The 23,180-nt window shown below is 43.1% G+C and carries 20 protein-coding genes; 14 read left to right on the top strand and 6 right to left on the bottom strand.

What is annotated here, in order from left to right:
• Positions 1–136 precede the first annotated feature (136 nt).
• From BCU34_RS20650 to BCU34_RS20640, 3 genes are all read left to right on the top strand, one after another.
• Positions 137–631 (top strand): hypothetical protein, encoded by a 495-nt coding sequence (locus BCU34_RS20650; protein ID WP_102478505.1) that lies wholly within the window; start codon positions 137–139, stop codon positions 629–631.
• Between the two features lie 60 nt (positions 632–691).
• Positions 692–2,500 (top strand): HD domain-containing phosphohydrolase, encoded by a 1,809-nt coding sequence (locus BCU34_RS20645; RefSeq protein ID WP_102478504.1) that lies wholly within the window; start codon positions 692–694, stop codon positions 2,498–2,500.
• Between the two features lie 304 nt (positions 2,501–2,804).
• The gene (locus tag BCU34_RS20640) at positions 2,805–3,530 is read left to right on the top strand and encodes an HAD-IA family hydrolase (protein ID WP_048660219.1); all 726 of its coding nucleotides are present in this window, start codon (positions 2,805–2,807) and stop codon (positions 3,528–3,530) included.
• A gap of 406 nt (positions 3,531–3,936) precedes the next feature.
• On the opposite strand, the gene BCU34_RS20635 is transcribed toward BCU34_RS20640, so the two are convergent.
• Both BCU34_RS20635 and BCU34_RS20630 read right to left on the bottom strand, forming a co-directional pair.
• Positions 3,937–5,361, bottom strand: coding sequence for a methyl-accepting chemotaxis protein (locus tag BCU34_RS20635; RefSeq protein WP_048662013.1), 1,425 nt, complete (start codon positions 5,359–5,361; stop codon positions 3,937–3,939).
• Positions 5,362–5,509: 148 nt separating this feature from the next.
• Positions 5,510–6,733 (bottom strand): aromatic amino acid transport family protein, encoded by a 1,224-nt coding sequence (locus BCU34_RS20630; RefSeq protein WP_102478503.1) that lies wholly within the window; start codon positions 6,731–6,733, stop codon positions 5,510–5,512.
• Positions 6,734–7,181: 448 nt separating this feature from the next.
• Here BCU34_RS20630 and BCU34_RS20625 point away from each other — a divergent pair, with 448 nt between their 5' ends.
• The 3 genes from BCU34_RS20625 to BCU34_RS20615 all read left to right on the top strand — a co-directional run bounded on the left by BCU34_RS20625 (position 7,182) and on the right by BCU34_RS20615 (position 9,423).
• A complete protein-coding gene (locus tag BCU34_RS20625) occupies positions 7,182–7,310 on the top strand; it encodes a hypothetical protein (RefSeq protein WP_017059831.1) in 129 nt (42 codons plus the stop codon).
• Between the two features lie 172 nt (positions 7,311–7,482).
• A complete protein-coding gene (locus tag BCU34_RS20620; protein ID WP_102478502.1) occupies positions 7,483–8,094 on the top strand; it encodes an ACP phosphodiesterase in 612 nt (203 codons plus the stop codon).
• Between the two features lie 57 nt (positions 8,095–8,151).
• A complete protein-coding gene (locus BCU34_RS20615; RefSeq protein ID WP_108145169.1) occupies positions 8,152–9,423 on the top strand; it encodes a DEAD/DEAH box helicase in 1,272 nt (423 codons plus the stop codon).
• A gap of 127 nt (positions 9,424–9,550) precedes the next feature.
• Here BCU34_RS20615 and BCU34_RS20610 read toward each other — a convergent pair whose 3' ends face one another.
• Complete coding sequence (locus BCU34_RS20610; RefSeq protein ID WP_102480545.1) at positions 9,551–10,291, bottom strand: TetR/AcrR family transcriptional regulator; 741 nt, start codon at positions 10,289–10,291, stop codon at positions 9,551–9,553.
• Between the two features lie 150 nt (positions 10,292–10,441).
• Here BCU34_RS20610 and BCU34_RS20605 point away from each other — a divergent pair, with 150 nt between their 5' ends.
• From BCU34_RS20605 to BCU34_RS20595, 3 genes are read left to right on the top strand one after another with little or no spacing between them, the layout of a single operon-like run.
• Positions 10,442–11,530 carry an efflux RND transporter periplasmic adaptor subunit gene (locus tag BCU34_RS20605; protein ID WP_102478852.1) on the top strand — a complete coding sequence of 363 codons (1,089 nt, stop codon included), beginning with the start codon at positions 10,442–10,444 and terminating at the stop codon, positions 11,528–11,530.
• Positions 11,530–12,585 carry an efflux RND transporter periplasmic adaptor subunit gene (locus BCU34_RS20600; protein ID WP_102478853.1) on the top strand — a complete coding sequence of 352 codons (1,056 nt, stop codon included), beginning with the start codon at positions 11,530–11,532 and terminating at the stop codon, positions 12,583–12,585. Before BCU34_RS20605 ends, BCU34_RS20600 begins: the two co-directional genes overlap by 1 nt.
• Complete coding sequence (locus tag BCU34_RS20595; protein ID WP_102478854.1) at positions 12,582–15,641, top strand: efflux RND transporter permease subunit; 3,060 nt, start codon at positions 12,582–12,584, stop codon at positions 15,639–15,641. The genes BCU34_RS20600 and BCU34_RS20595 overlap by 4 nt, the downstream gene beginning before the upstream one ends.
• Before the next feature lie 167 nt (positions 15,642–15,808).
• On the opposite strand, the gene BCU34_RS20590 is transcribed toward BCU34_RS20595, so the two are convergent.
• Together BCU34_RS20590 and BCU34_RS20585 are read right to left on the bottom strand one after the other, a co-directional pair.
• Positions 15,809–16,546 (bottom strand): EAL domain-containing protein, encoded by a 738-nt coding sequence (locus tag BCU34_RS20590; RefSeq protein WP_102478855.1) that lies wholly within the window; start codon positions 16,544–16,546, stop codon positions 15,809–15,811.
• A 576-nt stretch (positions 16,547–17,122) separates the two neighbouring features.
• Complete coding sequence (locus BCU34_RS20585; RefSeq protein WP_102433334.1) at positions 17,123–17,758, bottom strand: hypothetical protein; 636 nt, start codon at positions 17,756–17,758, stop codon at positions 17,123–17,125.
• 252 nt (positions 17,759–18,010) lie between these two features.
• Between BCU34_RS20585 and BCU34_RS20580 the strand changes: the two genes are divergently transcribed.
• From BCU34_RS20580 to BCU34_RS20570, 3 genes are all read left to right on the top strand, one after another.
• The gene (locus BCU34_RS20580) at positions 18,011–18,256 is read left to right on the top strand and encodes a DUF2164 domain-containing protein (RefSeq protein ID WP_065675359.1); all 246 of its coding nucleotides are present in this window, start codon (positions 18,011–18,013) and stop codon (positions 18,254–18,256) included.
• A 153-nt stretch (positions 18,257–18,409) separates the two neighbouring features.
• The gene (locus tag BCU34_RS20575) at positions 18,410–18,949 is read left to right on the top strand and encodes a cytochrome b (protein ID WP_102433335.1); all 540 of its coding nucleotides are present in this window, start codon (positions 18,410–18,412) and stop codon (positions 18,947–18,949) included.
• Complete coding sequence (locus BCU34_RS20570; protein ID WP_102433336.1) at positions 18,946–19,515, top strand: YceI family protein; 570 nt, start codon at positions 18,946–18,948, stop codon at positions 19,513–19,515. Before BCU34_RS20575 ends, BCU34_RS20570 begins: the two co-directional genes overlap by 4 nt.
• Before the next feature lie 293 nt (positions 19,516–19,808).
• Here BCU34_RS20570 and focA read toward each other — a convergent pair whose 3' ends face one another.
• Positions 19,809–21,260, bottom strand: coding sequence for a formate transporter FocA (gene focA, locus BCU34_RS20565; RefSeq protein ID WP_076651292.1), 1,452 nt, complete (start codon positions 21,258–21,260; stop codon positions 19,809–19,811).
• Positions 21,261–21,533: 273 nt separating this feature from the next.
• Here focA and BCU34_RS20560 point away from each other — a divergent pair, with 273 nt between their 5' ends.
• Entirely contained in the window at positions 21,534–22,439 is a 906-nt protein-coding gene (locus BCU34_RS20560; RefSeq protein WP_010429535.1) for a LysR substrate-binding domain-containing protein, read from the top strand.
• Between the two features lie 204 nt (positions 22,440–22,643).
• Positions 22,644–23,138, top strand: coding sequence for a DUF1097 domain-containing protein (locus BCU34_RS20555; protein WP_017059817.1), 495 nt, complete (start codon positions 22,644–22,646; stop codon positions 23,136–23,138).
• Positions 23,139–23,180: the final 42 nt, after the last annotated feature.

Raw genomic sequence — 23,180 nt, 5'->3', positions numbered from 1 at the left:
ATATGAAGCATTTAAAGTACTTGTTGGCCTTGGTCATGCTCTGTATGCTTTCTGCTTGTAGTTCGGCACCTCAGCCGACCGTATGTCTTCCAAATAACTGCGATATTTGGGGATACTAACCGTAGGTACTAAAAGAATGAATAACGAAATACCTGAAATTGCACAAAAGAAAAACCAATGGCTGTTTAGTCAGCTCGACATTGCTTACCCCGCAAAAGAGAGCCTCCTAGGCCGCGAACTTTATCAAAGCAAACTCCCATCCAAGACATACCAACTCCTCGCTCACGATCAAACTCCTTCCCAAATTGATGAACTGCATAAAGTTGATTTCCATAAATTGACCGTACTATTCTCACTTAACCAAGCAAGCGTGTACCAAGATGAAGCCGAAAGGGCACACATGCTTGAGTTCTTGAGCCAAATTATGCTGTCTGATGAACATGTTTTATACATCGGCACTCACAATGGCGAAGTTGTTGCGAGTGCGATCATTACAGAGTTAGAGGATTCTCTATTGATATCGGACGTTGTTGCTGGAAATGGTCAAAGTATCAACGACTTTGCTAAGCAGTTACACGATTTTTGGGCACAAGATCATGCTTCTTGCGATAAAGTGTGGATCGAGAACTAAAGATTCTTTGAGAAAGCGTTAATCTAAGTACAATACCCCGTCTTATTTAAAGGGTATTGTATGTACAAGCTATTGATCTCAATCGCTGTATTGTGTACTAGCGCTTATTCTTCACTCAGTTTTGCTAACGACTGGGATATCAAACGTATCCTAGTTTTACACTCATACGAACCTTCTTACCAATGGACCGCTGATTTCCAAAAAGGGATAGACAGTGCGTTCAGCCAGTCTCAAACCGAAGTTAAACTCTCAATCGAGTATTTGGATTCAAAGCGTGTCCACAGCCCAGAGTACTATGACTCTCTCGCGAACTACTTACGTGCGAAATATGCAGGTTATAAGTTTGATGGCGTAATTGCGACGGACGATAATGCGGCCAATTTTCTTGAATCTCTGCCTAATTTGATTGATCGCTCCACACCTGTCGTTGCTGCCGGCATCAATGACTTCAGTACTGACATGTACGCGGTGTCTGACAGAGCAACTGTGCTTTACGAGAACGATCAGATAGACCTTAATATTAAGCTGATCTCCAAATTAAGGCCTAATCTAAAGAACCTCTATTTTGTAAATGATTACAGTGTCACGTCTGAATTGATTCATAATGAAATGAACAGAATGATGGCTGAATTTCCAAATATTAACCTCATAGAAATTCGCGATCTCTCGCTGGAGCATACAAGCCAGTTTTTGGAAGGAATCTCTGCAGACGATGCGGTATTGCTCAGTCATTACAACACTGAGTTGAAACAAGGGGTTTACCACACTTACCAAGAGATTGCGGATACCTTGTCAAAAGCGAGTGCTGCACCAGTGTTCGCATTGTGGCAGTTTTATATTTCGGGCGATGTTCTCGGTGGTTATGTGAATCACTCACAAAGCATGGGTGAGGAGGCAGTTGATGCGCTAGACAAATACCTTCCTCTCGGTTTTGCAGAACCGTTAACTCCCGGAGATAACAAACGTTTTGTATTCAACTACCCTGCAATGAAACGATACGGGATTAGTGCCAACGCATTACCTGATGAAGCGGTATTCATTAACGAACCTTCTTCCTTTATTCGCAAAAACTTCCAGTTGTTAATGGGGCTGTCGATGGTGATTGCGGGTTTGAGCCTGATCATCTTGATGCAATTTGTCACTCTGCGCCAAAAGAAAGAGTTGGCCAATAAGAACAAACGAATCTTAAAGCTTCAGAAACAGACCTTGAATATCCAAAAGGATATGATTCATGTTCTCGGCGAGGCGATTGAAACCCGCTCTGGCGAAACCGGTAATCACGTTAAGCGTGTAGCCAAGTTATCCTCATTGCTCGCTAAGTATCGTGGCTTGAGCCATCGCGAGGTCGAGATGATTGAGATCATCAGCCCGATGCACGATGTGGGTAAGATTTCTGTCCCTGAATCGATCTTGGATAAACCTGGTAAATTAACCGACCAAGAGTGGGAGGTGATGAAGCTTCATACTACGGCTGGCTATAACTTACTGAAGAGCGGAGCGGGTGATATTACCAACCTCGCGGCAATCATTGCTAACGAACATCACGAGCGCTGGGATGGAACAGGATACCCGAATGGCAAAGTGGGAGATGAAATTCACCTGTTTGCTCGCATCACTGCCGCAGCCGACGTTTTTGATGCGCTGCTTAGTGCTCGTTGCTACAAAGAACCGTGGCCGTTAGATATGGTAGTCGATTTTTTCGAGCGAGAGTGTGGCTACCAGTTTGATCCTCAGCTAACGAAATTGCTACTGAAACACTTACCCGAGTTTGTCGCTATCCGAGATTCGTATCCTGATACTGGAACTGTGGAATATGCGATTTCACGTTCGCTTGAAGCTAAGGTTTTTGAAGAGTCGGTTGTTAGCTAAGTCTCGGTCTATCTTAATCGTTTATACGTCTTGGTTTTTTATCTAGTCATCAGGATCCGGCTAGGAAGTGGTGATTTATATTTTCCCCTGAAATTGAGTCGCTTATGTAAACCTCGCAGTATTTGATTTCGTAGGATCTCGGTTAATTTGATGAAAACTGTTGCTTATGCTGAGCGATAAAGTGATCAACTCCATATTTCGCGAAGAGAAATAAGCCTGTGTCCGCAAACTGTTACCTCAATCATCTCGCGCATTGAAAGAACACTATAGGATAAAGCTTGGATTCAATCTTAGTGAGATACCTATGCGGTTAGAACAGACTAAATGTGTAATTTTCGATTGTGACGGAACACTTATCGACAGTGAAAAGCTGTGCTGCCAAGCTTTGGTAAACGTTTTCACTGGCTTTGGGGCGAAGTTGAACGTCAACGACTGTTATGCGCACTTCCAAGGTGGGAAGCTGGCCGACATCTTAATGGATACGCAAGCGCGTTTAGGCTTATCTATCTCAATTGATACACTAGAACCGTTATACCGGATCGAATTAGAAGCATTGTTTCAGCGTCATTTAAAGCCGATGGACGGCGCTATCGAACTTATTGAATTCCTCAAACAACAAGACATTGAGTTTTGTATCGCTTCCAATGCACCGAAATCTAGAGTTGAATCTTCATTGGCGATGACAGGCATGCTCGATGATTTTAAAGGTAAAGTGTTCTCAGCTTTTGATGCTAACAGTTGGAAGCCAGAACCTGATCTAATCATGTACACGGCCATGAATATGGGCTTTCTACCAAATGAGTGCATCTACGTGGATGATACGTTAAAAGGGATTGAGGCTGGTGTTCGTGCGGGTATCCAATCGTTTCGATTACGCCCGAGTATTGATGAAGCAATCGTAGATCCCGAAGCCGACTCATTAGAACTCGCGGCTCAGGATATCTACAGTTTAGAAGAAATTTCAGTTTGGATTAATGGCAAGCACTGCTCAAATGGTGGTATATCGAATTCTGCAGCTTTGGTGGGGTAGAGCCTAGTTGAAGACTGACTACCTTACTGAATTGTTTGGTATGGAAACCGCAAGATGCACAAGTAAACTTTTCTCCACTTTCTGAAAGCAGATACTCGTCATGTTGGCATAAAGGGCATGTAATGTCGTCGGTGTTTTGTGTTTCTGTTTTATTCATTATGTGTCACCTGCAGCAAGAGGGTAAGCGAAAAAAGACCCGTTCAATTAGATTACTCCTAAGCTCGAATATTAGACAGTTCTGACACTTCTTAATCTCTCCTTTGCGACTTGCTTCATGGTAATTGATAATGTCATCGTTATTGACCATGGTTCTTGTAATGTTATTAAACAAAAGTCAAAAAAAGGACCCATTACGAGTCCTCATTAGTTTATTTTCAATTCACGCCGCTAGTTAGCCTGCTGATCCTTAAGTGCGGTATCGCGCCAACGTCTGAGACAGAGAAACCGACGCTTCCGTTAGTCTAGATACACCATTTGACGAATTCTGAGCGACGTCTTTAATCACATCGGATTGGCTGCGAATATCGTTAAGTTCTGCTGCAATCGTATTGGCAACGTTGCTTTGTTCATCGGCTGATGTTGCAATCTGGATACTCATGTCCATCAGCGCTTGTGCAGAATCTGCAATCGAGTTTACGTCGTGACCAATGTTAGAAATCAGCTGGCTACTGGTTTGCGCCTGATCGACCGTTTGCTCTGTGATCTTTGCAATATTTTGACTCTCTTGTTGTAAGCGCTCAATCATCGCTTGGATCTCAACGGTAGCTGACTGAGTGCGACTTGCGAGTGTTCTTACTTCATCAGCAACAACAGCGAAACCACGACCTTGTTCGCCCGCACGAGCGGCTTCAATCGCAGCGTTCAAAGCCAGTAAGTTGGTTTGTTCTGAAATTGCGTTGATCGTCGTGATGACTTCGTTAATTTGGCTCGTGTTCACATTCAAGCTGGTCACAGAAGATGAGGTTTGTTCAATCAAAGAAGAAAGGGTGGTGATTTCTGAGATTGCTTGTTGAACCTTCGCGTGGCTGTCGTTGATCTGCTGTGCGTCTTGCTCTGTTTGCTCTGTTGAACGTGCAGAGATGTTAGACACTTCATTAGCAGATGCGGTCATCTGGTCCATTGCAGTAGCAACCGAATCTAGAGATGCGTTTTGGCTCATGATTTGTGTTTCGCTGCGCTTCATCTCTGTTTCGAAAGAAGCCGACGTTTCACTTAGGGTTGCTGCACTGTGGTTTACGTTGTTAACTAACTCACTGAGCGTGTCCATTGAACGGTCAAGAGCACAACCAATTGTGCCGAATTCGTCACGGCCAGGATGGAAGCCAAGGCGTGAAGTTAAGTCACCATCACCAATCTTTTGAGTGGTTGAATAAAGTACCCACAGCGCACCACCTAAGAAGGTCGCTACCCAGTAACAGAAAAGACCAAAAGGTACACACCATAAAAGACTGAGTAATAAAGTGTACAGTGCTTGCTGCTTTTGGTTTTGTGTATCGTTGTTTGAGACGGTAAGAGAGTAATAATTACCATCTTGTCCAATAGCCGTTGCGGTAACCGTGCCATTGTTCGAAATGATGGTCTCTTGAGGACGAGTTTGTTGGCTAACAGTACGAACAGAGGCAGGGGAATCTGACGCTGATAAAATACCTTTGAGTTGATACTCAACTTGCTGTTTTGCACTTGCGTCAATTTGTTCCATTTTATTGACGTAGTTGAGTCCAGCTAGGCTCGCCACAGCGGCGAAAAAGATTAAGAAAATGACCCAAAACTTATCGTTGATAGACATTTTAATAAACAGTTTGTCTATCGTTCGAAATTGTACTTCTTTCATAAAAACTCCACGGTAAATCCTTTACCGTGGACTCTAAATAACCGACCTCAATAAAAATGTGATATCAATCGACTAATTGTGAAAATTAATGATAGCAACATGTCATTTATGAGATCTCAATCAAGTATTTATATCCTGTATGGGTTTACTAGCCCAAAGACGGTAATAGGCCTACTGATATAAGGATTTGAATGGCAATGATAAATACGCCAATGCTACCCGCTAAAAATAACGCTTTGCTTCCACCCAACACCTGGTAAGTCGCTTCAGTACCATGAGATTTTACCGAGAAATCTGTGTAGCGAACTTTGTATACCATTACGGTAGGTAGAAGAATCGCCAGCACTGAAAGTGCAATCGCAGCATAACCCAACGCCATGATAAAACCTTGTGGGTAAAACAGGGCGAAGCCTAAAGGCGGTAAGAAGGTGATAACAGCGGTTTTAACGCGCTTTGCACTGCCTAGTTTTTTGCTTAGCGAGTCACCCATAAATTCGAATAGACCTAAGCTCACGCCAATAAATGAGGTAAGAAGAGCAAGGTCAGCGAACACGCCTACGATTACGCTTAGATTTGATTGATGAACGGTTTGCGAAAGCGAAACTAAAAGTGCACCCAAGCTTGTGTCTGACAACAGTTGTTCTTGGCTTACTACGCCCAAAGTGACGCTCTGCCAGAATACGTAGATAACCAGAGGTAGCGCAGAACCAACAATCATTACCTTGCGTAGAGAGCGAACGTCGCCATCTAGGTATCGAACGATCGATGGGATGCTGCCGTGGAAACCGAAAGAGGTGAACACAACCGGGATAGCTGCAACAATCAGACCTTGTTGTAAAGGCATGCTCAGCAAGTATTGAGAAGTGATGTTAGGCGCTAGGAAGCTCAGTACCAGAACCATTGCAACCAGCTTCAAGCCAAATAAAACGCGGTTAACTTTATCGACACTGTGTGTACCAATCGTCACAACGCCTGCAACCAGCAGGGTAAATAGAAGGGTCGTGACTTGGCCATTGAGTTCAATGCCCGCGATATCTGAAATACGTTGGTTAAACTGAGCGCCACCGCCCGCGATGTATGCAGCGCATAAAGCGTAAAACAGAAACATCACTGCGAAGCTCGCGATCCACTTTCCTTTCGTCCCTAAAATTGTATGAGCTAAGGTGTGTAGGGTTGCATCAGATTCTGCGAATTGGTGAAGCTCGACCATTAATAAGGCAGTGAATGCCATTAAAGCCCACAAACCCAGCATTAAGAAAAGTGAAGTTGAAAAGCCAATACCTGCAGAAGCAAGTGGAAGAGCGAGCATGCCAGCACCAATCGTTGTGCCTGCAATGATCAAAGTACTACCAAAAACCTTTGATTTATTCATTGTATATAATTCTTTACGTTAGGGTGTATTTTCATTGTAATTCTTCTAGCTTAAGCGCATAAACCCAAAGAATATCTCGATTTTTAAGTATTCTGATTGAGTTTAATTCCAAATGCAATATCTAATGTAATTAAAAATATGCACTGTAAATATTAATTTACATTCATTTGAGGGTTAGGTGTTGAAAAGGGAGAAGCAAACGTTTGACTATGATCTGCTTCAAAATTTGTAGAGTAATCAGTTGTACTTGGTGTAAGGTGGCAGTACATATGTCGTTCGCGTATACCCCTTTAGCGTAAAGAAAGCGCTAATGATCGCGAGTAGCTTCAAGCTATAAATATGGAATGGGTAGAGTAGAGTGCGTTCATCAAAGTGACATAATATAAGTCCAAGATGGTGCACTAGTTAACAGGACATCATGTCCACACCAAGGAATAGAGGGGGCACAATGAGTGACCAATCTTATAATGACGAAAGTCTTGAGTTGTTAGATGCTATGGAAATTGGCATTGACTTGTCTGACTATGAACAGACAGTTAAACAATTAGCAGAAGAACTTTTCAAATCTTCTAACTAAGGTTTTCCTTAGTTAAGATGTTAGAGTTCAATGTTCTCAAAATAGACAATTCTTAGACTGAGCAAATCTCATTCGCTCACACGTCATATCAAAACTATCCTCATTAAAGTTCGCGAAGACAAACGAGTACGTTTACCATGTTACTTAGTTCTCGATACTTTAATGAGGTTCAATGAACTTTCTTGCACACCTTCACATCGCCAAGCACTGTAACAGCAACTTAGCAGGTAACCTGTTGGGTGATTTTGTGAAAGGCAACCCCAATAAACAGTATTCGGATTCACTCTCTGACGGCATTAGGCTTCATCGATTTGTTGATAGCTATACTGATCGTCATGATGTTTCTCGCTCTGCAAAATCTCTCTTTTCAGACCAAACACGACGCTTTGCGCCTATCGCACTCGATGTATTTTGGGATCACTGCTTAGCCAATCATTGGGCTCAGTTCTCGCAGCAGACATTAGAACGTTTTTGTTTCGATAGCCATGAGCAGATCTTTGAAAATCAAGAGCCACACTGGCCAGAAAATTTCGTTATGGTTCATCAGAAAATGGCTGAGCATAGATGGTTAGAGAGCTATCAAGACATGTCATCAATCGAGGTGGTATTGCAGCGAATGGCTTTGAGAAGACCAAAGTTCGGTATGCTCGAGGCATGTTACGATGATCTCGAACGTCACTATGATACGTTGCAGTGTCACTTTTATGAGCTTTATCCCAATGTTTTAGAAGAAGCGAAGCAGTTTAATGCGCTTCAAATGAAGAAAAATCACAAGGAAAGGTAAACAGCGTAATGCAGGTTTGCTACAATCCGCGCCTATTTAATCTTTGAGCATCATACTATGTCTGAATCTACTAAATCTTTTAACCAACTAGGATTGTCTGAGCACCTTCTTGCTACGCTATCAGAGCTTAACTTTACGGCTCCAACCAGTGTTCAAGAACAAGCGATTCCATTGGTATTAGAAGGCAAAGATGTACTGGCGGGTGCTCAAACGGGTACGGGTAAAACGGCTGCGTTTGGTTTACCGATTATTCAAAGGTTAATCGAGACGAAAGACAACGTTATTCCAAACCCGAAGCTCGTTCGTGCGCTTGTATTAGTACCAACTCGTGAATTGGCACAGCAGGTGTTTGATAACTTAACTAGCTACGCAAAGGGCACCAACATCAAAGTTGTGGTGGCTTACGGCGGCGTTAGCATGAAGGTTCAAACTGATAACCTACGTGGAGGCGCTGATATTCTTGTTGCGACGCCTGGTCGTCTTATTGACCATATGTTTACTAGGAACATCATGTTGAGCCAAACGGAAGTGCTGGTGCTAGACGAAGCTGACCGTATGTTAGATATGGGTTTCATGCCTGACATCAAACGTATTCTTTCTCGCATGAACGAAGTGCGTCAAACGCTGTTCTTCTCTGCAACGTTTGATAACAAAATCAAAGCGATTGCGCATCGTATGATGCAGAAGCCAAGTGAAATTCAAGTTACGCCAAAAAACAGCACCGCTGAAACCGTAACACAGATGGTTTATCCGGTAGATAAGTCGCGAAAAAGTGAATTATTGGCGTATTTGATTGGCTCAAAAAACTGGCAACAAGTGTTGGTGTTTACAAAGACTAAGCAGGGCACCGACGCTCTCGTTAAAGAGCTTAAGTTAGACGGTATTAAAGCGGCGTCAATCAATGGTGATAAGAGCCAGGGTGCGCGTCAAAAAGCATTAGACGATTTCAAATCAGGCAAAGTTCGTGCGTTGATCGCAACCGACGTAGCAGCTCGTGGTATTGATATCCAGCAGTTAGAACAAGTTGTAAACTATGACATGCCATACAAAGCTGAAGATTACGTTCACCGTATCGGACGTACTGGTCGCGCAGGTAACAGCGGTTTAGCGATTTCGTTGATGAGTCAGGATGAAGCTTACTTATTGGGTGACATTGAGCGACTGCTTGATACGCGCTTGCCTCAAGAGTGGCTAGAAGGCTTTGAACCTAGCCTAGAAAAAGATCTAGCACCAGAGCGCGGTGGTCGCAGTAAGAGTCGTTCATCAGAAAAACGTAAGATGAAAGCAAAGCTTAAGATTCACCAAAACCGCGGTAAAGCACGTCGTTAACAAACTGGAACATGCTCCAGTTTAAAATTCTATACATATAAAAATGCGCCGTTACAGTTGGCTCTGTAACGGCGCATTTTTGTTTCAAGTAAATCAATTTATGACCAATGCAGATAAAAATACTGGGTTAATTATGTTCTTGATTGCACTTCCATACACAGGGCACTTCGTAAATCAGTTCTTCTAAGCTAGTTGGGTTTAGCACCCATTGCTCTTCGATTCTAAATTTACTTACCATTTGTGAGTTGAATAGTTGCCAATGCTTGATTAAGGACTCTTCGGGGGAGGTGACCATGTCGCCTTCATTCCACGTACTCTCCATGAACGGTGTTAGGCACACCGCGGCGTTCGCGTAGATGATCATTTGCCATTTTACTTCGTAAATGTTGATCAGATTATCTGGATTGGCGTCGTTATATTGTTTCGCCAGTCCATTAATTTCTTTCTCAACATCACCAACGTTATCGATAAAGTAATCAACCAAGTTATCTTCTTGACGCACTGAATCTGAGAGAAGTTGCATTGGTCTGCGTGAGTGAATCATATTAGTAAACAAGCGCATAGCGAATAAATAAATCGAAATATTCGGCGCAATACCTTTTGGTAGTTCTTCCATTATCTTAGCAATATAAGACTGAAAATAGTCGTGTAAACAATCGCTTATAGCATGCCAGATCTTTTCTTTGCTACCAAAATGATGGCGAATAAGGCTATGCGATACGCCTGCTTTCTCACTAATGTTACGAAGCGAAACGCTATCATAACCATGCTCACAGAACATATCCGCGGCAACACCCATGATCAAAAATCTCGTCTCTTCAGCATCTTTCGCGCTTCTTCTACCTTGTTTCTTTTCAGTCATCTTCATTTCACATATTTACCTGATTACCACATTCTACACTGTTTTTACTGAAATAAAAAATACTGCACAAGTGGAAAGTAAAGCTTGAGAATTCTTTAATATTAAATATACTGCCCATCTGTGTAATAAATTATAATAATTAAATGGAGAGACATCATGCAGTCCAATTTGTCTATCAATGCCATATCGAGCAAGCGCATGGGAGCTGTTATTGCAGCACTATTGCTCGCAGGCTCTCTAACTGGATGTGACAAAGTTCAGTCAGAGGAAAATGAGCAGGTAATCAAGCCTGTAAAGCTGTTCGAAATCCCGCAACAGACTGATATTGATCTTGATAGCTTCATTGCAAAGGTTGATGCAACCGACCGTGCGGCACTTTCTTTCCAAGTGGGTGGCGATATAGAAACATTCGATATTCGTATGGGACAAGAAGTGAAGAAAGGTCAGGTGTTAGCCGTATTAGACGCGACGGATTACAGTATTGCCGTTGACGCAGCCCAAGCTAAATTTGATCTTGCAAACAGCCAATACAAACAAGCTTCTGAGTTGTATGCAAAAAAGCTGGTCAGTACCGATTACTACGACCAAGCCGTGAACACCTTTACTGCCGCTGAAGTTGAGTTGGATCAAGCAAAAACAAACCTTGGCTACACTACCTTAGTTGCTCCATTCGATGGTGTGGTATCGATGGTGTTTGGAAAGCAATATCAATTGATTGCAGAAAAGCAGCCTGTACTGAATATCTTGAATCACAGTGAAATGGATGTGACGTTTTCAATTCCAGTATCAAAGCTTGAAGACCGTTCTATTCAAGACCTAACGAGCTCAAACATGTGGGTTGTGATGGACAGCCACCGCGGCATTCGTATCCCGACTCGCTTTAAAGAAATCTCAACGCAACCAGATGAAGACACCAACAGCTACCAAGCGGTTGTGTCTATCGAAAAGCCAGAAGGCATCAATCTACTTTCTGGCATGACAGCGCAAGTTGAAGTTCAGAAAAGTAAATCTGACTATGGCATTGGTATTGTGGATTCAGCTTGGTTAAACAAAGACGCAGGCCATGGTGAACTATGGCGTTATAACCCTGACTCTCAACTGATTTCTAAAGTACAAGTCCTTCTTGATGAGCAAGGCAAGGTTATCGACGGATTGTCGTCTGGCGACCTTATTGTTGAAGCAGGTGTCGATGTGTTATCAGACGGACAACAAGTAAAAGCTTGGCTTCGTGAGGGCGGTATTTAATGAACCTTTCAAAATTATCAGTCGTTGTCGCGTCGGCTCTGTTACTTCAAGCCTGTAACAATGAAGCTGTACACCGTGAACAACCGCCTTTGTTGGTGTCTACCTTTGAAGTTGGCGCGCCGCTGACTAATCAGTTCAGAAGTTTCAATGGACAGGTGATGCCAGCTGAATTGACTCCTTTGGCATTTAAGCTATCAGGTGAGATTCAACAAGTATTAGTAGAAGCGGGTGATAACGTCGAAAAAGGGCAACTATTAGCAACCTTAGATAACGCAACGTACCTCCAAGATCTTACTGATGCTAAATCTCAATTTAAACTGGCGAGCAAGCAGTTGGCCCGTGGTACGGAGATGTTTGGCAGTGAGATGTTATCGCAATCAGAACACGATCAACTGACTGCTAACTACAAGCTGGCGTCGGCGAATTTGGCGGCTGCAAAACGCAAGCTAAGTTACACGGAGCTTTTAGCGCCATTCCCAGGAACAGTTTCAACGGTTGATAAACAGCGTTTTGAAAACACGACACCAGGTGAAACGCTTCTTAGTTTGTACCAGAACGATAAGGTCTACGTACGAATCCAAGTATCCGATTCGATCTTAGCGTCGATCAGTCCTGACATGCGTTCAAGTAGCTACCGCCCTGAAGCGACCTTTGGTGGTAACTCTAGAGAATATCCTCTGACGTATCTAGAGCACACCAGTGAATTGCACCCACAATCACGTACATACGAGTTTTGGATGCAGATGCAACAACCTGAAAGTGAAATTCTGCCGGGTACGAGCGTTACAGTAAATGTCGACATGGCAAAAGCAGGCCTAAGTGATGTTCAAGGCTACCAGTTGCCGATGACGACACTACAAGCAGGCGCTGAAGCGAACCAATTTTACGTGTGGAAAATGGAAGACGGACAAGCATTCAAAAGCGAAGTAGAAGTCGACAAGATCAGTGGCCAAGGCGCATTAATCGCTCATGGCGTTGAGCAAGGTGACGTACTCGTAAATTCAAATCTAAGAAAACTCCGTGACGGAATCCAATTGTCAGGAAAAGCAGAATGAACATCGCAGAATATTCAATAAAGAACAAAGTAATCAGCTGGCTGTTTCTCGTCATTTTGGCCATTGGCGGTGTGACGTCTTTTGGTAATCTATCCCGTTTAGAAGACCCAGCTTTTACCATTAAAGATGCAATGATTATTTCAACTTACCCTGGCGCTACGTCTATGGAAGTTGAAGAAGAACTGACTTACCCGCTTGAAAAAGAGATAAGACAGCTCCCTTACATCGATAAGATCACATCGACCTCATCGAATGGTATGTCTCAAATTATGGTTAGCATGAAGATGGATTACGGTCCGGATGAGCTACCACAAATCTGGGATGAAATGCGTCGAAAGATCAACGATCTACAGCCAACGCTGCCTAGTGGTGTTAACTCTGTCCAGATCATCGATGATTTTGGTGATGTGTTTGGCGTGATGATCATGTTGACAGGTGATGGCTATGATTACGTAGAGCTAAAACAGTACGCAGATTATCTAACTCGCGAAATTGAACTGGTTGAAGGGGTCGGCAAGGTAAGTATTGCCGGTGATCAACAAGAGCAACTGTTCGTTGAGATGTCACTAGAACGTTTAGCCGCATTGAACTTAGATATGTCGACTGTGACATCACTGCTCGCACAACAAAACAGTGTGGTATCAGCGGGCGAGGTGATGCTAAATGGTCAAAGCCTAGCGATCAAGCCAAACGGCACATTGAGCACGGTTGAAGAGCTAGAAAACCTGATCATTCATGGTCGTGATACGGGTAACCTCATTCGTTTGAAAGATGTCGCTGAAGTGACTCGTGGTATTCAAGAAAAGCCGGGCAATGTATTAACGTACAATGGTAAACCAGCGATCAACTTAGGTATTGCTTTCTCTTCAGGCGTAAACGTGGTTGAGATTGGTAATGCGCTTGATGCGGAACTTGAGCGCTTAGAAAGCATTAAGCCAGCCGGTGTTGAGTTGAATTACTTCTATAACCAAGCGCAAGAAGTAGACAAATCAGTCGCTGACTTCTTAATCAGCCTCGTTGAAGCGGTAGCGATTGTTATCATCGTACTTCTGTTCGCAATGGGCTTACGTAGTGGTTTGATCATCGGTTTAGTACTGCTACTGACGGTGTTCGGTACCTTCATCTTGATGGACTACAACGATGTTGAACTGCACCGTATCTCGTTGGGTGCTTTGATCATCGCACTGGGTATGCTGGTGGATAACGCGATTGTTGTCGTTGAAGGTATTTTGGTTGGCTTGAAGAAAGGCAAAACCAAGCTTCAAGCAGCGAAAGACATCGTGAAGCAAACACAATGGCCATTGTTAGGTGCGACCATTATCGCTATCACAGCCTTTGCGCCGATTGGTTTATCGAAAGACGCGACAGGCGAGTTCATGGGCTCACTGTTCTGGGTATTGTGTTTCTCATTGTTCTTAAGTTGGGTTACGGCACTAACACTAACGCCATTCCTTGCTGAGATGTTGCTAAAAGAAGAAGACAAGGTCGATGAAAACGAAGACCCTTACAAAGGTATCCTGTTTGTTGTATTCGGCGCGTCTCTGAAATTAGCATTGCGCTTCAGATGGTTAACGGTAGTGAGCATCATTGCTCTGCTAGCTGCATCAATTGTTGGTTTTGGTATGGTGAAGCAACAGTTCTTCCCGCCATCAAACACACCGATGTTCTACGTCGACATGTGGATGCCAGAAGGTACCGATGTTCGTGAAACGATCAAGCAGACTGAGAAGGTTGAAAGCTACATTCGTCAACAAGACGACGTAGAGTTTGTAACCACAACGGTTGGGCAGGGCATGCAACGTTTCGCTCTGACATACCAACCAGAGAAAAGCTACGAAGCTTACGCCCAGTTGCAAGTAAGAACGACTGACCGTGACACTATGTTTAAGGCTCTAGCGGCGCTAGACAAAGACTTAGCAAACGAATTTGAAAAACCGACGTTCCAATTCAAGTTGATTGAGTTTGGCCCGTCACCAGCTTCAAAAATTGAAGCGCGTATTATCGGCGCCGATCCACAAGTACTGCGTAATATTGCGGTTGAAGTCGAAGATATCTTACTTGCCGATCCTGGCTCTCGAAATGTGCGCAATGACTGGCGTGAACGCACCAAAGAGCTCGTGCCACTGTTTAACGAATCAAAGGCACGTCGCCTTGGCATTTCAAAGGCGGATCTGTCTGAGACACTACAGATGGCGTTTGGTGGTTACAACATAGGCTTATTGCGTGATGGTACGCACATGTTACCTATCGTGGCACGCCTGCCTGAAGAAGAGCGTTTTGACTTTGAATCACTGAACAATGTGAAGATTTGGAGCCCATCACTGCAAACTTACATCCCAGTTGAGCAAGTGATTGATGGCGTCGAGCTTCAATGGTCTGAGCCACTGATTCAGCGTCGCGACAGAAAACGTACGCTAACGGTATTGGCTGATCACGATGTTCTTGGTGATGAAACGCCAGCGAGTCTGTTTGCTCGAGTGAAACCAAAGGTAGAAGGATTAGATTTACCAGAAGGCTACAGCATTAGCTGGGGCGGTGAGTACGAAAGCTCTAAAGATGCGCAGGAATCTCTGTTTGGCTCACTGCCAATGGGTTACTTGCTGATGTTTATCATCACGATGCTTCTGTTTAACTCGGTTCGCAAGCCGCTTGTGATTTGGTTTACGGTCCCGCTCTCTATCATTGGTGTTTCAATTGGTTTGTTAGGTACCAATATGCCATTCAGCTTCACGGCGTTCCTAGGCTTATTGAGTCTAAGCGGCATGATTTTGAAGAACGGAATCGTACTGCTTGACCAGATCAACAGTGAGCTACAAACAGGTAAAGACCCATATTTAGCGGTTGTCGACAGCGCGATCAGTCGTGTACGACCGGTATCTATGGCAGCACTTACGACTATCTTGGGCATGATTCCCTTGGTATTCGATGCATTTTTCGGCTCGATGGCGATTACCATCATGGCAGGCTTAGGCTTTGCTACAGTACTAACGCTAATAGTAGTACCAGTGATGTTCGCTATTCTATATAGAATCAAACCGTCCACTGCGGGTTATTAGGGAATGATATAAAACAGATTCTTTTAAGCCAGCCCAGTCAGTTTTGACTGGGCTTTTTTATACGTGTGATTTGACGACACGTGAGAGTGGCAAAGGGTACGAATAGATAAACATTAAAAAAGCCGCTTACCAATGGTAAAGCGGCTTTGTCGGAAATAGAGGCAGTGCTAGATTGCGAGGCGTATATCCAACTCAATCTGTTTTGGCATGGCCAAATGATAGCCTTGATACATATCGAAGCCTAGGCTCTGCATCGCTTCGAGTTGTTGTTGGGTTTCTATGCCTTCAATCACTGTCTTTGCGCCAATTTGGGTTGCAAGATCGAGTACCAAGGTCATTTCTTGAGTTTCACCTTGTTCAAAGTCCAACATAACAGAGCGATCAATCTTGATTATATGAGGGTTGATATGGCGAACGCGCTGCTCGGTTGATGCTTGTGTTCCGAAATCATCGACTGCTATTTGAAAGCCATTATCTGCAAGTGAGAGGGCTGCGTCTTTTAAACGCTCTTCGCTTTCGACATTGAGTTCAACCAATTCCATTACAATTTGCTCGCACGAAAGGTTGAGCTCGTGAAGGCGTTTGGCTAGCAAGCTGTCACTTACTTTCTCTGCAGCAAACAGCTCACCTACGTTTGGAAGAACGTTCAAAAACAGGTTTAGATGACGAACATTTGATTGCGCAAAGTTGCGGATATGAATTGCTCGGCTCAACCTCTCTACATTAATTTTGTCTGTGCATGAGGTTTCGTCTGAATGGAAGAAGTGATCGGGACGAACGGTATCACCTTTGTTATTTGAAATGCGCACCAAAGCTTCCACGCCTATTTGAGTCATAGAAGAATCGAATATAGGCTGATAGACACTTCTAAGCGTCAGGTCTTGGTATTTCGCAATGAACTGCATATCAGCATCTACGGATATACAGCTAATAAATTCACTTCTGTCTGATAAAATCATAGTCGCTAGTAAAGAGGGCTTATTCAATGGCGGACGTAAATGTCGCGGCTGTCACAATATTGACAGGTGTAAGTAAATTGTCAATTAATAAAAACTCATTTGTAGAGTCAATATTTAAATAAATATAATTAACGAAAAAACAGCATGATAATTGATATTAGTCATTAAAATTACTTATCATTCACCATTAATAATGATTATTGTGAATTTAATCCCTGAGTAATCTATCTCATATCAACGTCAATCAATATATGTTTTCAGCGCTAATACACCAGGTAAAAGTAGGGGCAAAGCCTTAAGTTATGGGGGAATGTCAAAGTTACGATATTAACAAACAGCTCTGTTTGCATATAAATGATATCTACTTCTCAAAATATCAACGATGAGCGTGTAAGTTATTATTTTAAAGAAGATAAACTTTGATTGATTATTGGGCAGGGTTTGAATTGGGTCTTATAAAGTATTGGGATGAAGGTCTAACTATTTACTTTAAAGATGGAGTGAAAAAGTTGACCCATATTGTTACTGCCATTGAAGTACGGCATAAAGTTGCAGGTATTTACGAACTAATTGTTGATTTCCTGACCGTTTGAGAGGATGTCCGAATTTAATAAAGCAAGGGCTGATTTTAAAATTACTATTTAATTCAGTGGCGAATTGAGAATCACTCTCTCTTAGCGTGATGCCTTGTTGGCTATATTCAGTGATCTCGTCTGGGAGTTCACCCATCCACCAATGCAATAACTCACCACTGTTTTTACTTCGGCTAATCCAATGGTCGGAAACAATGATCAAAACGTCACTCGGTTGAATAGAAAATCCATACTCTTGTTGCCAATTATGGATGTCCAACATCAATTTTCTGCGACAGGTTTTCCCTGCACTCACCATATGATGACTGATCATCCAAACCGTACCTATCTCAGAAGATATTCGGAAGTGTCGAGGCGTTTCGCCAGAGGAGAGCATTTCAAGTGGGCTGATGTTGCTTGCGTGATTAAAACTAACGAAGGTGTGCTCCATCCGGCGGGCAAATGCCTTACCTATATGGTGCTCACTGATCCCTTGATTGTGTACTGTCGGGTAGTGGCGTTCACAGAGCTTTAGGCAATCGTCCTGAAATTGATTAACGCTTTTAATCACTAGATCTAATAACAATGAAGTCCCTTATACACGGTTACTATCTTATTGATGGGCAATAGTACGGTAATTGTGGCTCCGTTACCTATCGTCAAAGTGTGAGTTCTTGATCTCTCTATCAAAATTAGCCATTGCCACGTGATTTTATGGATAGCACTGGCACTTCAATGGTCTGTATTCTAAATTATGAGGAATTCTAGTTAGTTACCACGATTATAGTCTAGTTAGCTAATAACGATTTATCTACTTACTCTTTACTTGGAAACATTCATGACTATTCAATTAGATTCGAAGCAAAAGTCTGAGCTTACCCATGCCCTTCAAAAGTACATGCAAGATGAACTTGATGTAGAACTCGGTCAGTTCGACACGGAATTCTTAGTCGACTTCATCAGTAAAAAGTTTGGTGCGGTCTACTACAACAAGGGGATAGAAGACGCTCAAAAGGTGATGGAGCGTAAGATGTTAGACATCTCTGATGAGCTTTACGAGATTGAACAAATCGTTGAAATTTAATGTTAACCCCAAACTTGTTCAAATAATTTGAATAACTCGTTTAATTTGAAATGATGTTACCAATGTAAAGCTTGGTAAATACTATGTTACACAAACTCGGTGTAGGGTACGCTTTGCAAAACTTCACCACTCGTTAACATTCGGAAGAGATGCATGGACAACAACGTTAGAAATTACAACCCTTTAGCAAGAGCGATGCATTGGATTTCAGCACTCGCAATATTTGGCTTATTTGGTGTAGGCCTGTGGATGGTTGATCTTTCATATTACAGCGAGTGGTACAAAACAGCACCAGACTATCACCGCTCGGTAGGCATTCTTTTGGCTGCAGTTACCGTTATCCGCTTGGTTTGGAAATTGGTTACCGTGTCACCTAAGGTGGAAGGTAAAAGCTATGAAGTTGCTGCAGCGAAGATCGCTCACGGCTTTATGTACATTAACTTAGCGGTTTTATTTATTTCAGGTTATTTGATTTCAACATCAGACGGCCGCGGGATCGACGTATTCAATTGGTTCACTGTACCAAGTATGGGTGAACTGTTTGCAAACCAATCTGATCTCGCAGGAACGATTCACTACTATGCTGCATGGGTACTGATCATTATGGCATCAGTGCACGCCTTAGCGGCGATAAAACACCACATTATCGACAAAGACGATACGCTACGAAAAATGATAGGAGCTTCAAAATGAAACAGTCAATTATCGCTACAGGATTAGCATTTGCAATGGCAATGCCTTTCGCTGCGAACGCCGCTGATTACGTGATTGATACAAAAGGTGCGCATGCTTCAGTTAACTTTAAAGTTAGCCACCTAGGTTACAGCTTTATCCAAGGTCGTTTTAACACATTCTCAGGTGACTTCTCATTTGATGAAAGCAACGTTGAAGCGTCTACAGTAAACGTAACGGTTGACACTACAAGCCTTGATTCAAACCACGCAGAGCGTGATAAGCATATCCGTAGCGGCGATTTCATCGATGCTGGTAAATTCTCAGACGCAACATTCAACAGCACAAAAGTGGTCGATAAAGGTGACGGCAAACTTGAAGTTATGGGTGACCTTAAACTTCACGGCGTAACTAAGCCTATCGTTATCGAAGCTGAATTCATCGGTGCTGGTCAAGACCCATGGGGCGGTGAGCGTGCTGGTTTCGTTGGTACAACTCGTCTAGAGCTTGCTGACTTCAACATTCCAGTAATGGGCGCTTCAAGCTACGTAGATATGGATCTACACGTTGAAGGTGTAAAGAAGTAATCTAGCTATCAATAGTTGCTGACTGGTATCAACATTTTTAGAAACATCAAAAGTTTGGTCGATATCAACTAGCAGGTTAGTTATAAAAAGAACAAGTAGCTAGAAATAGAGAAAGGCGCAAAGTAATGACTTTGCGCCTTTTTTATTGAGGTAAATGGCCACGCGTTTAGATCTGTTTTGTGTCAAACCTTGAGTTGCGTTTTAAGCCTCCATTTACTTCTAGCCAGTCAACGTTGCCATGACTGATTTATCTAGCTGAACTACTAATCCCTAATAGTTCAGCTTTAGATTAGTTAAGCTGTTTCTAGTTCAGCTTGTGGAACCACGTTTAGGCGGTCGCCGTAAATTGGACGTAGTGCTTGCATCACTTCAATGCGAGTCAACACACCCACCATTACGCCATTTTCTAGCACAGGAAGCATATGTGGTTGGCTCACTTTCATCGCTTTTGCACGCTCTTCTAGAGAAAGAGAAGTCAGGCGAGTCGCGAAGCCCATGCTTGTTGTCGGGTAAAGTTGCTCTTTGTCGATGCATAAGAACTCAGCAACGTCTACTAGCTTGTCGTTTGCATCGATAGCCACAACGTCACGGCTCATTAAGTCTACGACTTTCTGGCCTTTAGTTGGGATGTAATCTTGGCACCAAAGATCCACCATTACGTCATGAACAGAGAAGATACCAACCAGACGACCTTCAACATCGCAAACAGGAGCGCTAACAAGTTGAGCGTCTAAAAGTGAATCAATTGCCACTGATGTAGGCATTTCTACGCTTAGTGTCATAGGCTGAGTGTTCATGATTTGCTTGATAGTCGTTGCTGTGTTCATAGTAATTTCCTTAACTGACGTAATTTCTGTTGTTTGTGTAATAGCGGTAATTTTTGCTGCTTTAAGTTGTGGGCGACGGTAAATGCTCCAATTGGCTAAGCCGACCAATACTGAACCACCTACGATGTTGCCGATTGTCACTGGTATTAAGTTCGCGGTGACAAATTGCATGATGTTTAGGTCTGCGTACTGGGCTGGTGTTGCGCCAATTTGCATCCAAAAACTTTCTGGTGCGAATGCTTGAATCGTGATGCCTAGTGGAACCATGAACATATTCGCCACACAGTGTTCAAAGCCTGAGCTTACGAACATTGCTACGGGTAGTACGGTCATCATTGCCTTGGTCATTGCATTAGCAGAGCTGAACGTTAACCAAATCGCTAAACACACCAACAAGTTACAAAGCACACCTAAAGCAAATGCTTGAACAGGGCTGTGGTGTAGCTTGTGTTGAGCAATGTTCAGAGCGTTTAAGCCCCATTGCCCGCCATCCAGTTGATACAGACCTGCTGCGCTTACCAAAGCTAATAGGAACATGGCACCGATAAAGTTACCGACATACACCTTGCCCCAGATAGACAGCATCTTAGTGAAGGTGATCTGCTTGTTAGCCCATGAGATGCTTGATAACACTGAGCTGGTAAACAGCTCTCCACCACAAATCACAATCAAGATCAAACCCATACTGAATGCAAGACCGCCGGCTAAGCGACTCAATCCCCATCCAGCATCAGCGCTGCCCGTGGTTACCGTGATGTAGAATAGAAAAGCAAGCCCGATGAATGCGCCAGCCATGATTGCTAAACTCAATGTCATGCTGCTGGTTTTATTTGCTTTGCTTAATGCAAACTTCTCTGCTTCCGCCATCATTTCTGTTGGTGAGAACAGTTGATGATTTTCAGAAGTGCTGGTTGCCATATCCCCCCCTTGAACAATCCGTCATGTGTAATTCCTAGTATTAATGACTTGGTTAATCCGTAATGGTTAATCAATTGTGTTTTGCAGGGCTTCTTGTGTCCTGCCATTCCAGATTAGGGCGTTGAGGGGTAGAGGTAAAATTGATAATTTTTAGAAACCACATCAAATTTATTGATATAGATTTGGTTACGCGTAGAATGAAATTGGTTGCTCATCGGCTTAATAAAAAATGAGCATCAGGACACAAATAATTAAAAGCATTAAGGATGAATTTTGCGTTATTCATTAAAGCAACTCGCGGTATTTGATGCAGTAGCAGACTCCGGGAGCGTTAGTCAGGCAGCAGACAAATTGGCGTTGACTCAGTCGGCGACAAGTATGTCTCTTGCACAGTTGGAAAAAATGCTCGGCAGACCTTTGTTTGAAAGGCAGGGAAAGCAAATGGCCCTGACTCATTGGGGCATGTGGTTAAGACCAAAAGCGAAGCGTTTACTGCAAGACGCACAGCAAATTGAGATGGGCTTCTATGAGCAGCATTTGTTGAGTGGCGAACTCAAATTAGGTGCTAGCCAAACTCCAGCGGAACACCTCGTTCCGGATCTCATCAGTATTATTGATAACGACTTTCCTGAGATGCGAATCTCGCTCGGCGTACAAAGTACCGATGCTGTCATTGATGGTGTATTGGATTATCAATACGATCTGGGCGTTATCGAAGGTCGTTGTGATGACAATCGAGTTCACCAAGAAGTATGGTGTACTGACCATTTAACGGTGGTTGCTTCGGCTCATCACCCGTTTGCGAAGCGTGAACGAGTGAGTTTGGCACAGTTAGAGCAAGCGAAGTGGGTATTACGCGAACACGGCTCGGGTACTCGCAAAGTTTTTGATAGCTCTATTCACCATTTAATTGGTGATCTCGATGTTTGGCGAGAGTATGAACACGTTCCTGTTTTAAGAAGTTTGGTAGCAAACGGCCCATATTTAACGTGTTTACCTTATCTAGATGTCGAACAGTTTGTTGAGTCAGGCCAACTGGTGACGTTGAATGTTCCTGAGCTTGAAATGGAAAGAACCTTGTCCTTTATTTGGCGAGCTGACATGGCAGAGAACCCACTTGCTGAGTGTATCAAACGTGAAGGCAAGCGCATGATGAAAGGCAAACGTTCAGTTCTGTAACGATAAATTGATAGAATGCTGATAACCGATTGTGTTGAATAAGCGATTTCGGTCTCTATCTGGTGATAAATGCACATTCGCGTACATTATTAATGTGATCACGATCGTCTAAATGAAGGCGTTCTTACCATAGTATGCTTACTTGATTTTAAGTGAGGCTAAATCCGGTTGCGTTCAATGACGTAATTAGGCTTTAGAAATAGTATGAGTACATTAGTCGCGATTTCATTAACAACAGGTATTTTGTCAGGTCTTTGGGGATGGATAGCTATCTCTTTCGGCTTATTGTCATGGGCAGGTTTCCTAGGCTGCACCAGCTACTTTGCTTCGCCAACAGGCGGTGTTAAAGGACTAGCAGGAAGCTTATTGACCAACATGACAGGCGTATTCTGGGCAATGGTGATTATCGAAAGCTCAACCTTCGCAGGGTTAGAGATTTTAGGCTACATGATTACTGCTATTGTGGCTTTCTTTATGTGTATTCAAGCAAAACAAGCGTGGCTCGGTTATATCCCGGGAACCTTTATTGGTTGCTGTGCGACGTTTGCTGCAGGTGGCGATTGGCAACTTGTAGTACCATCTTTACTGCTTGGTGGTGTATTTGGATACTTGATGAAAGCAACGGGGCTATGGCTTCACGAGAAATCGACTCAATCTTCGGAAGTTGTTGAACAACACGCTAAGCAAGCAAAGGCGTAACGAATACGTTAAGCAATGATGCTCTAGTTACTGTGAACTCTT

It is taken from the genome of Vibrio sp. 10N.286.45.E10 (genome assembly GCF_002874195.2).
In the GTDB taxonomy this organism is placed as follows: domain Bacteria; phylum Pseudomonadota; class Gammaproteobacteria; order Enterobacterales; family Vibrionaceae; genus Vibrio; species Vibrio crassostreae.
The sequence above is the reverse complement of the archived record's forward strand: the minus strand, read 5'-3'. Positions and strand labels throughout refer to the sequence as shown.

Coding starts and splice junctions, on each gene's coding strand:
- BCU34_RS20640 (WP_048660219.1), top strand. CDS start 2,805: ATGCGGTTAGAACAGACTAAATGTGTAATTTTCGATTGTGACGGAACA.
- BCU34_RS20595 (WP_102478854.1), top strand. CDS start 12,582: ATGAACATCGCAGAATATTCAATAAAGAACAAAGTAATCAGCTGGCTG.
- BCU34_RS20635 (WP_048662013.1), bottom strand. CDS start 5,361: ATGAAAGAAGTACAATTTCGAACGATAGACAAACTGTTTATTAAAATG.
- BCU34_RS20625 (WP_017059831.1), top strand. CDS start 7,182: ATGAGTGACCAATCTTATAATGACGAAAGTCTTGAGTTGTTAGATGCT.
- BCU34_RS20645 (WP_102478504.1), top strand. CDS start 692: ATGTACAAGCTATTGATCTCAATCGCTGTATTGTGTACTAGCGCTTAT.
- BCU34_RS20570 (WP_102433336.1), top strand. CDS start 18,946: ATGAAACAGTCAATTATCGCTACAGGATTAGCATTTGCAATGGCAATG.
- BCU34_RS20650 (WP_102478505.1), top strand. CDS start 137: ATGAATAACGAAATACCTGAAATTGCACAAAAGAAAAACCAATGGCTG.
- BCU34_RS20620 (WP_102478502.1), top strand. CDS start 7,483: ATGAACTTTCTTGCACACCTTCACATCGCCAAGCACTGTAACAGCAAC.
- BCU34_RS20630 (WP_102478503.1), bottom strand. CDS start 6,733: ATGAATAAATCAAAGGTTTTTGGTAGTACTTTGATCATTGCAGGCACA.
- BCU34_RS20580 (WP_065675359.1), top strand. CDS start 18,011: ATGACTATTCAATTAGATTCGAAGCAAAAGTCTGAGCTTACCCATGCC.
- BCU34_RS20615 (WP_108145169.1), top strand. CDS start 8,152: ATGTCTGAATCTACTAAATCTTTTAACCAACTAGGATTGTCTGAGCAC.
- focA (WP_076651292.1), bottom strand. CDS start 21,260: ATGGCAACCAGCACTTCTGAAAATCATCAACTGTTCTCACCAACAGAA.
- BCU34_RS20605 (WP_102478852.1), top strand. CDS start 10,442: ATGCAGTCCAATTTGTCTATCAATGCCATATCGAGCAAGCGCATGGGA.
- BCU34_RS20555 (WP_017059817.1), top strand. CDS start 22,644: ATGAGTACATTAGTCGCGATTTCATTAACAACAGGTATTTTGTCAGGT.
- BCU34_RS20610 (WP_102480545.1), bottom strand. CDS start 10,291: ATGAAGATGACTGAAAAGAAACAAGGTAGAAGAAGCGCGAAAGATGCT.
- BCU34_RS20600 (WP_102478853.1), top strand. CDS start 11,530: ATGAACCTTTCAAAATTATCAGTCGTTGTCGCGTCGGCTCTGTTACTT.
- BCU34_RS20575 (WP_102433335.1), top strand. CDS start 18,410: ATGGACAACAACGTTAGAAATTACAACCCTTTAGCAAGAGCGATGCAT.
- BCU34_RS20590 (WP_102478855.1), bottom strand. CDS start 16,546: ATGCAGTTCATTGCGAAATACCAAGACCTGACGCTTAGAAGTGTCTAT.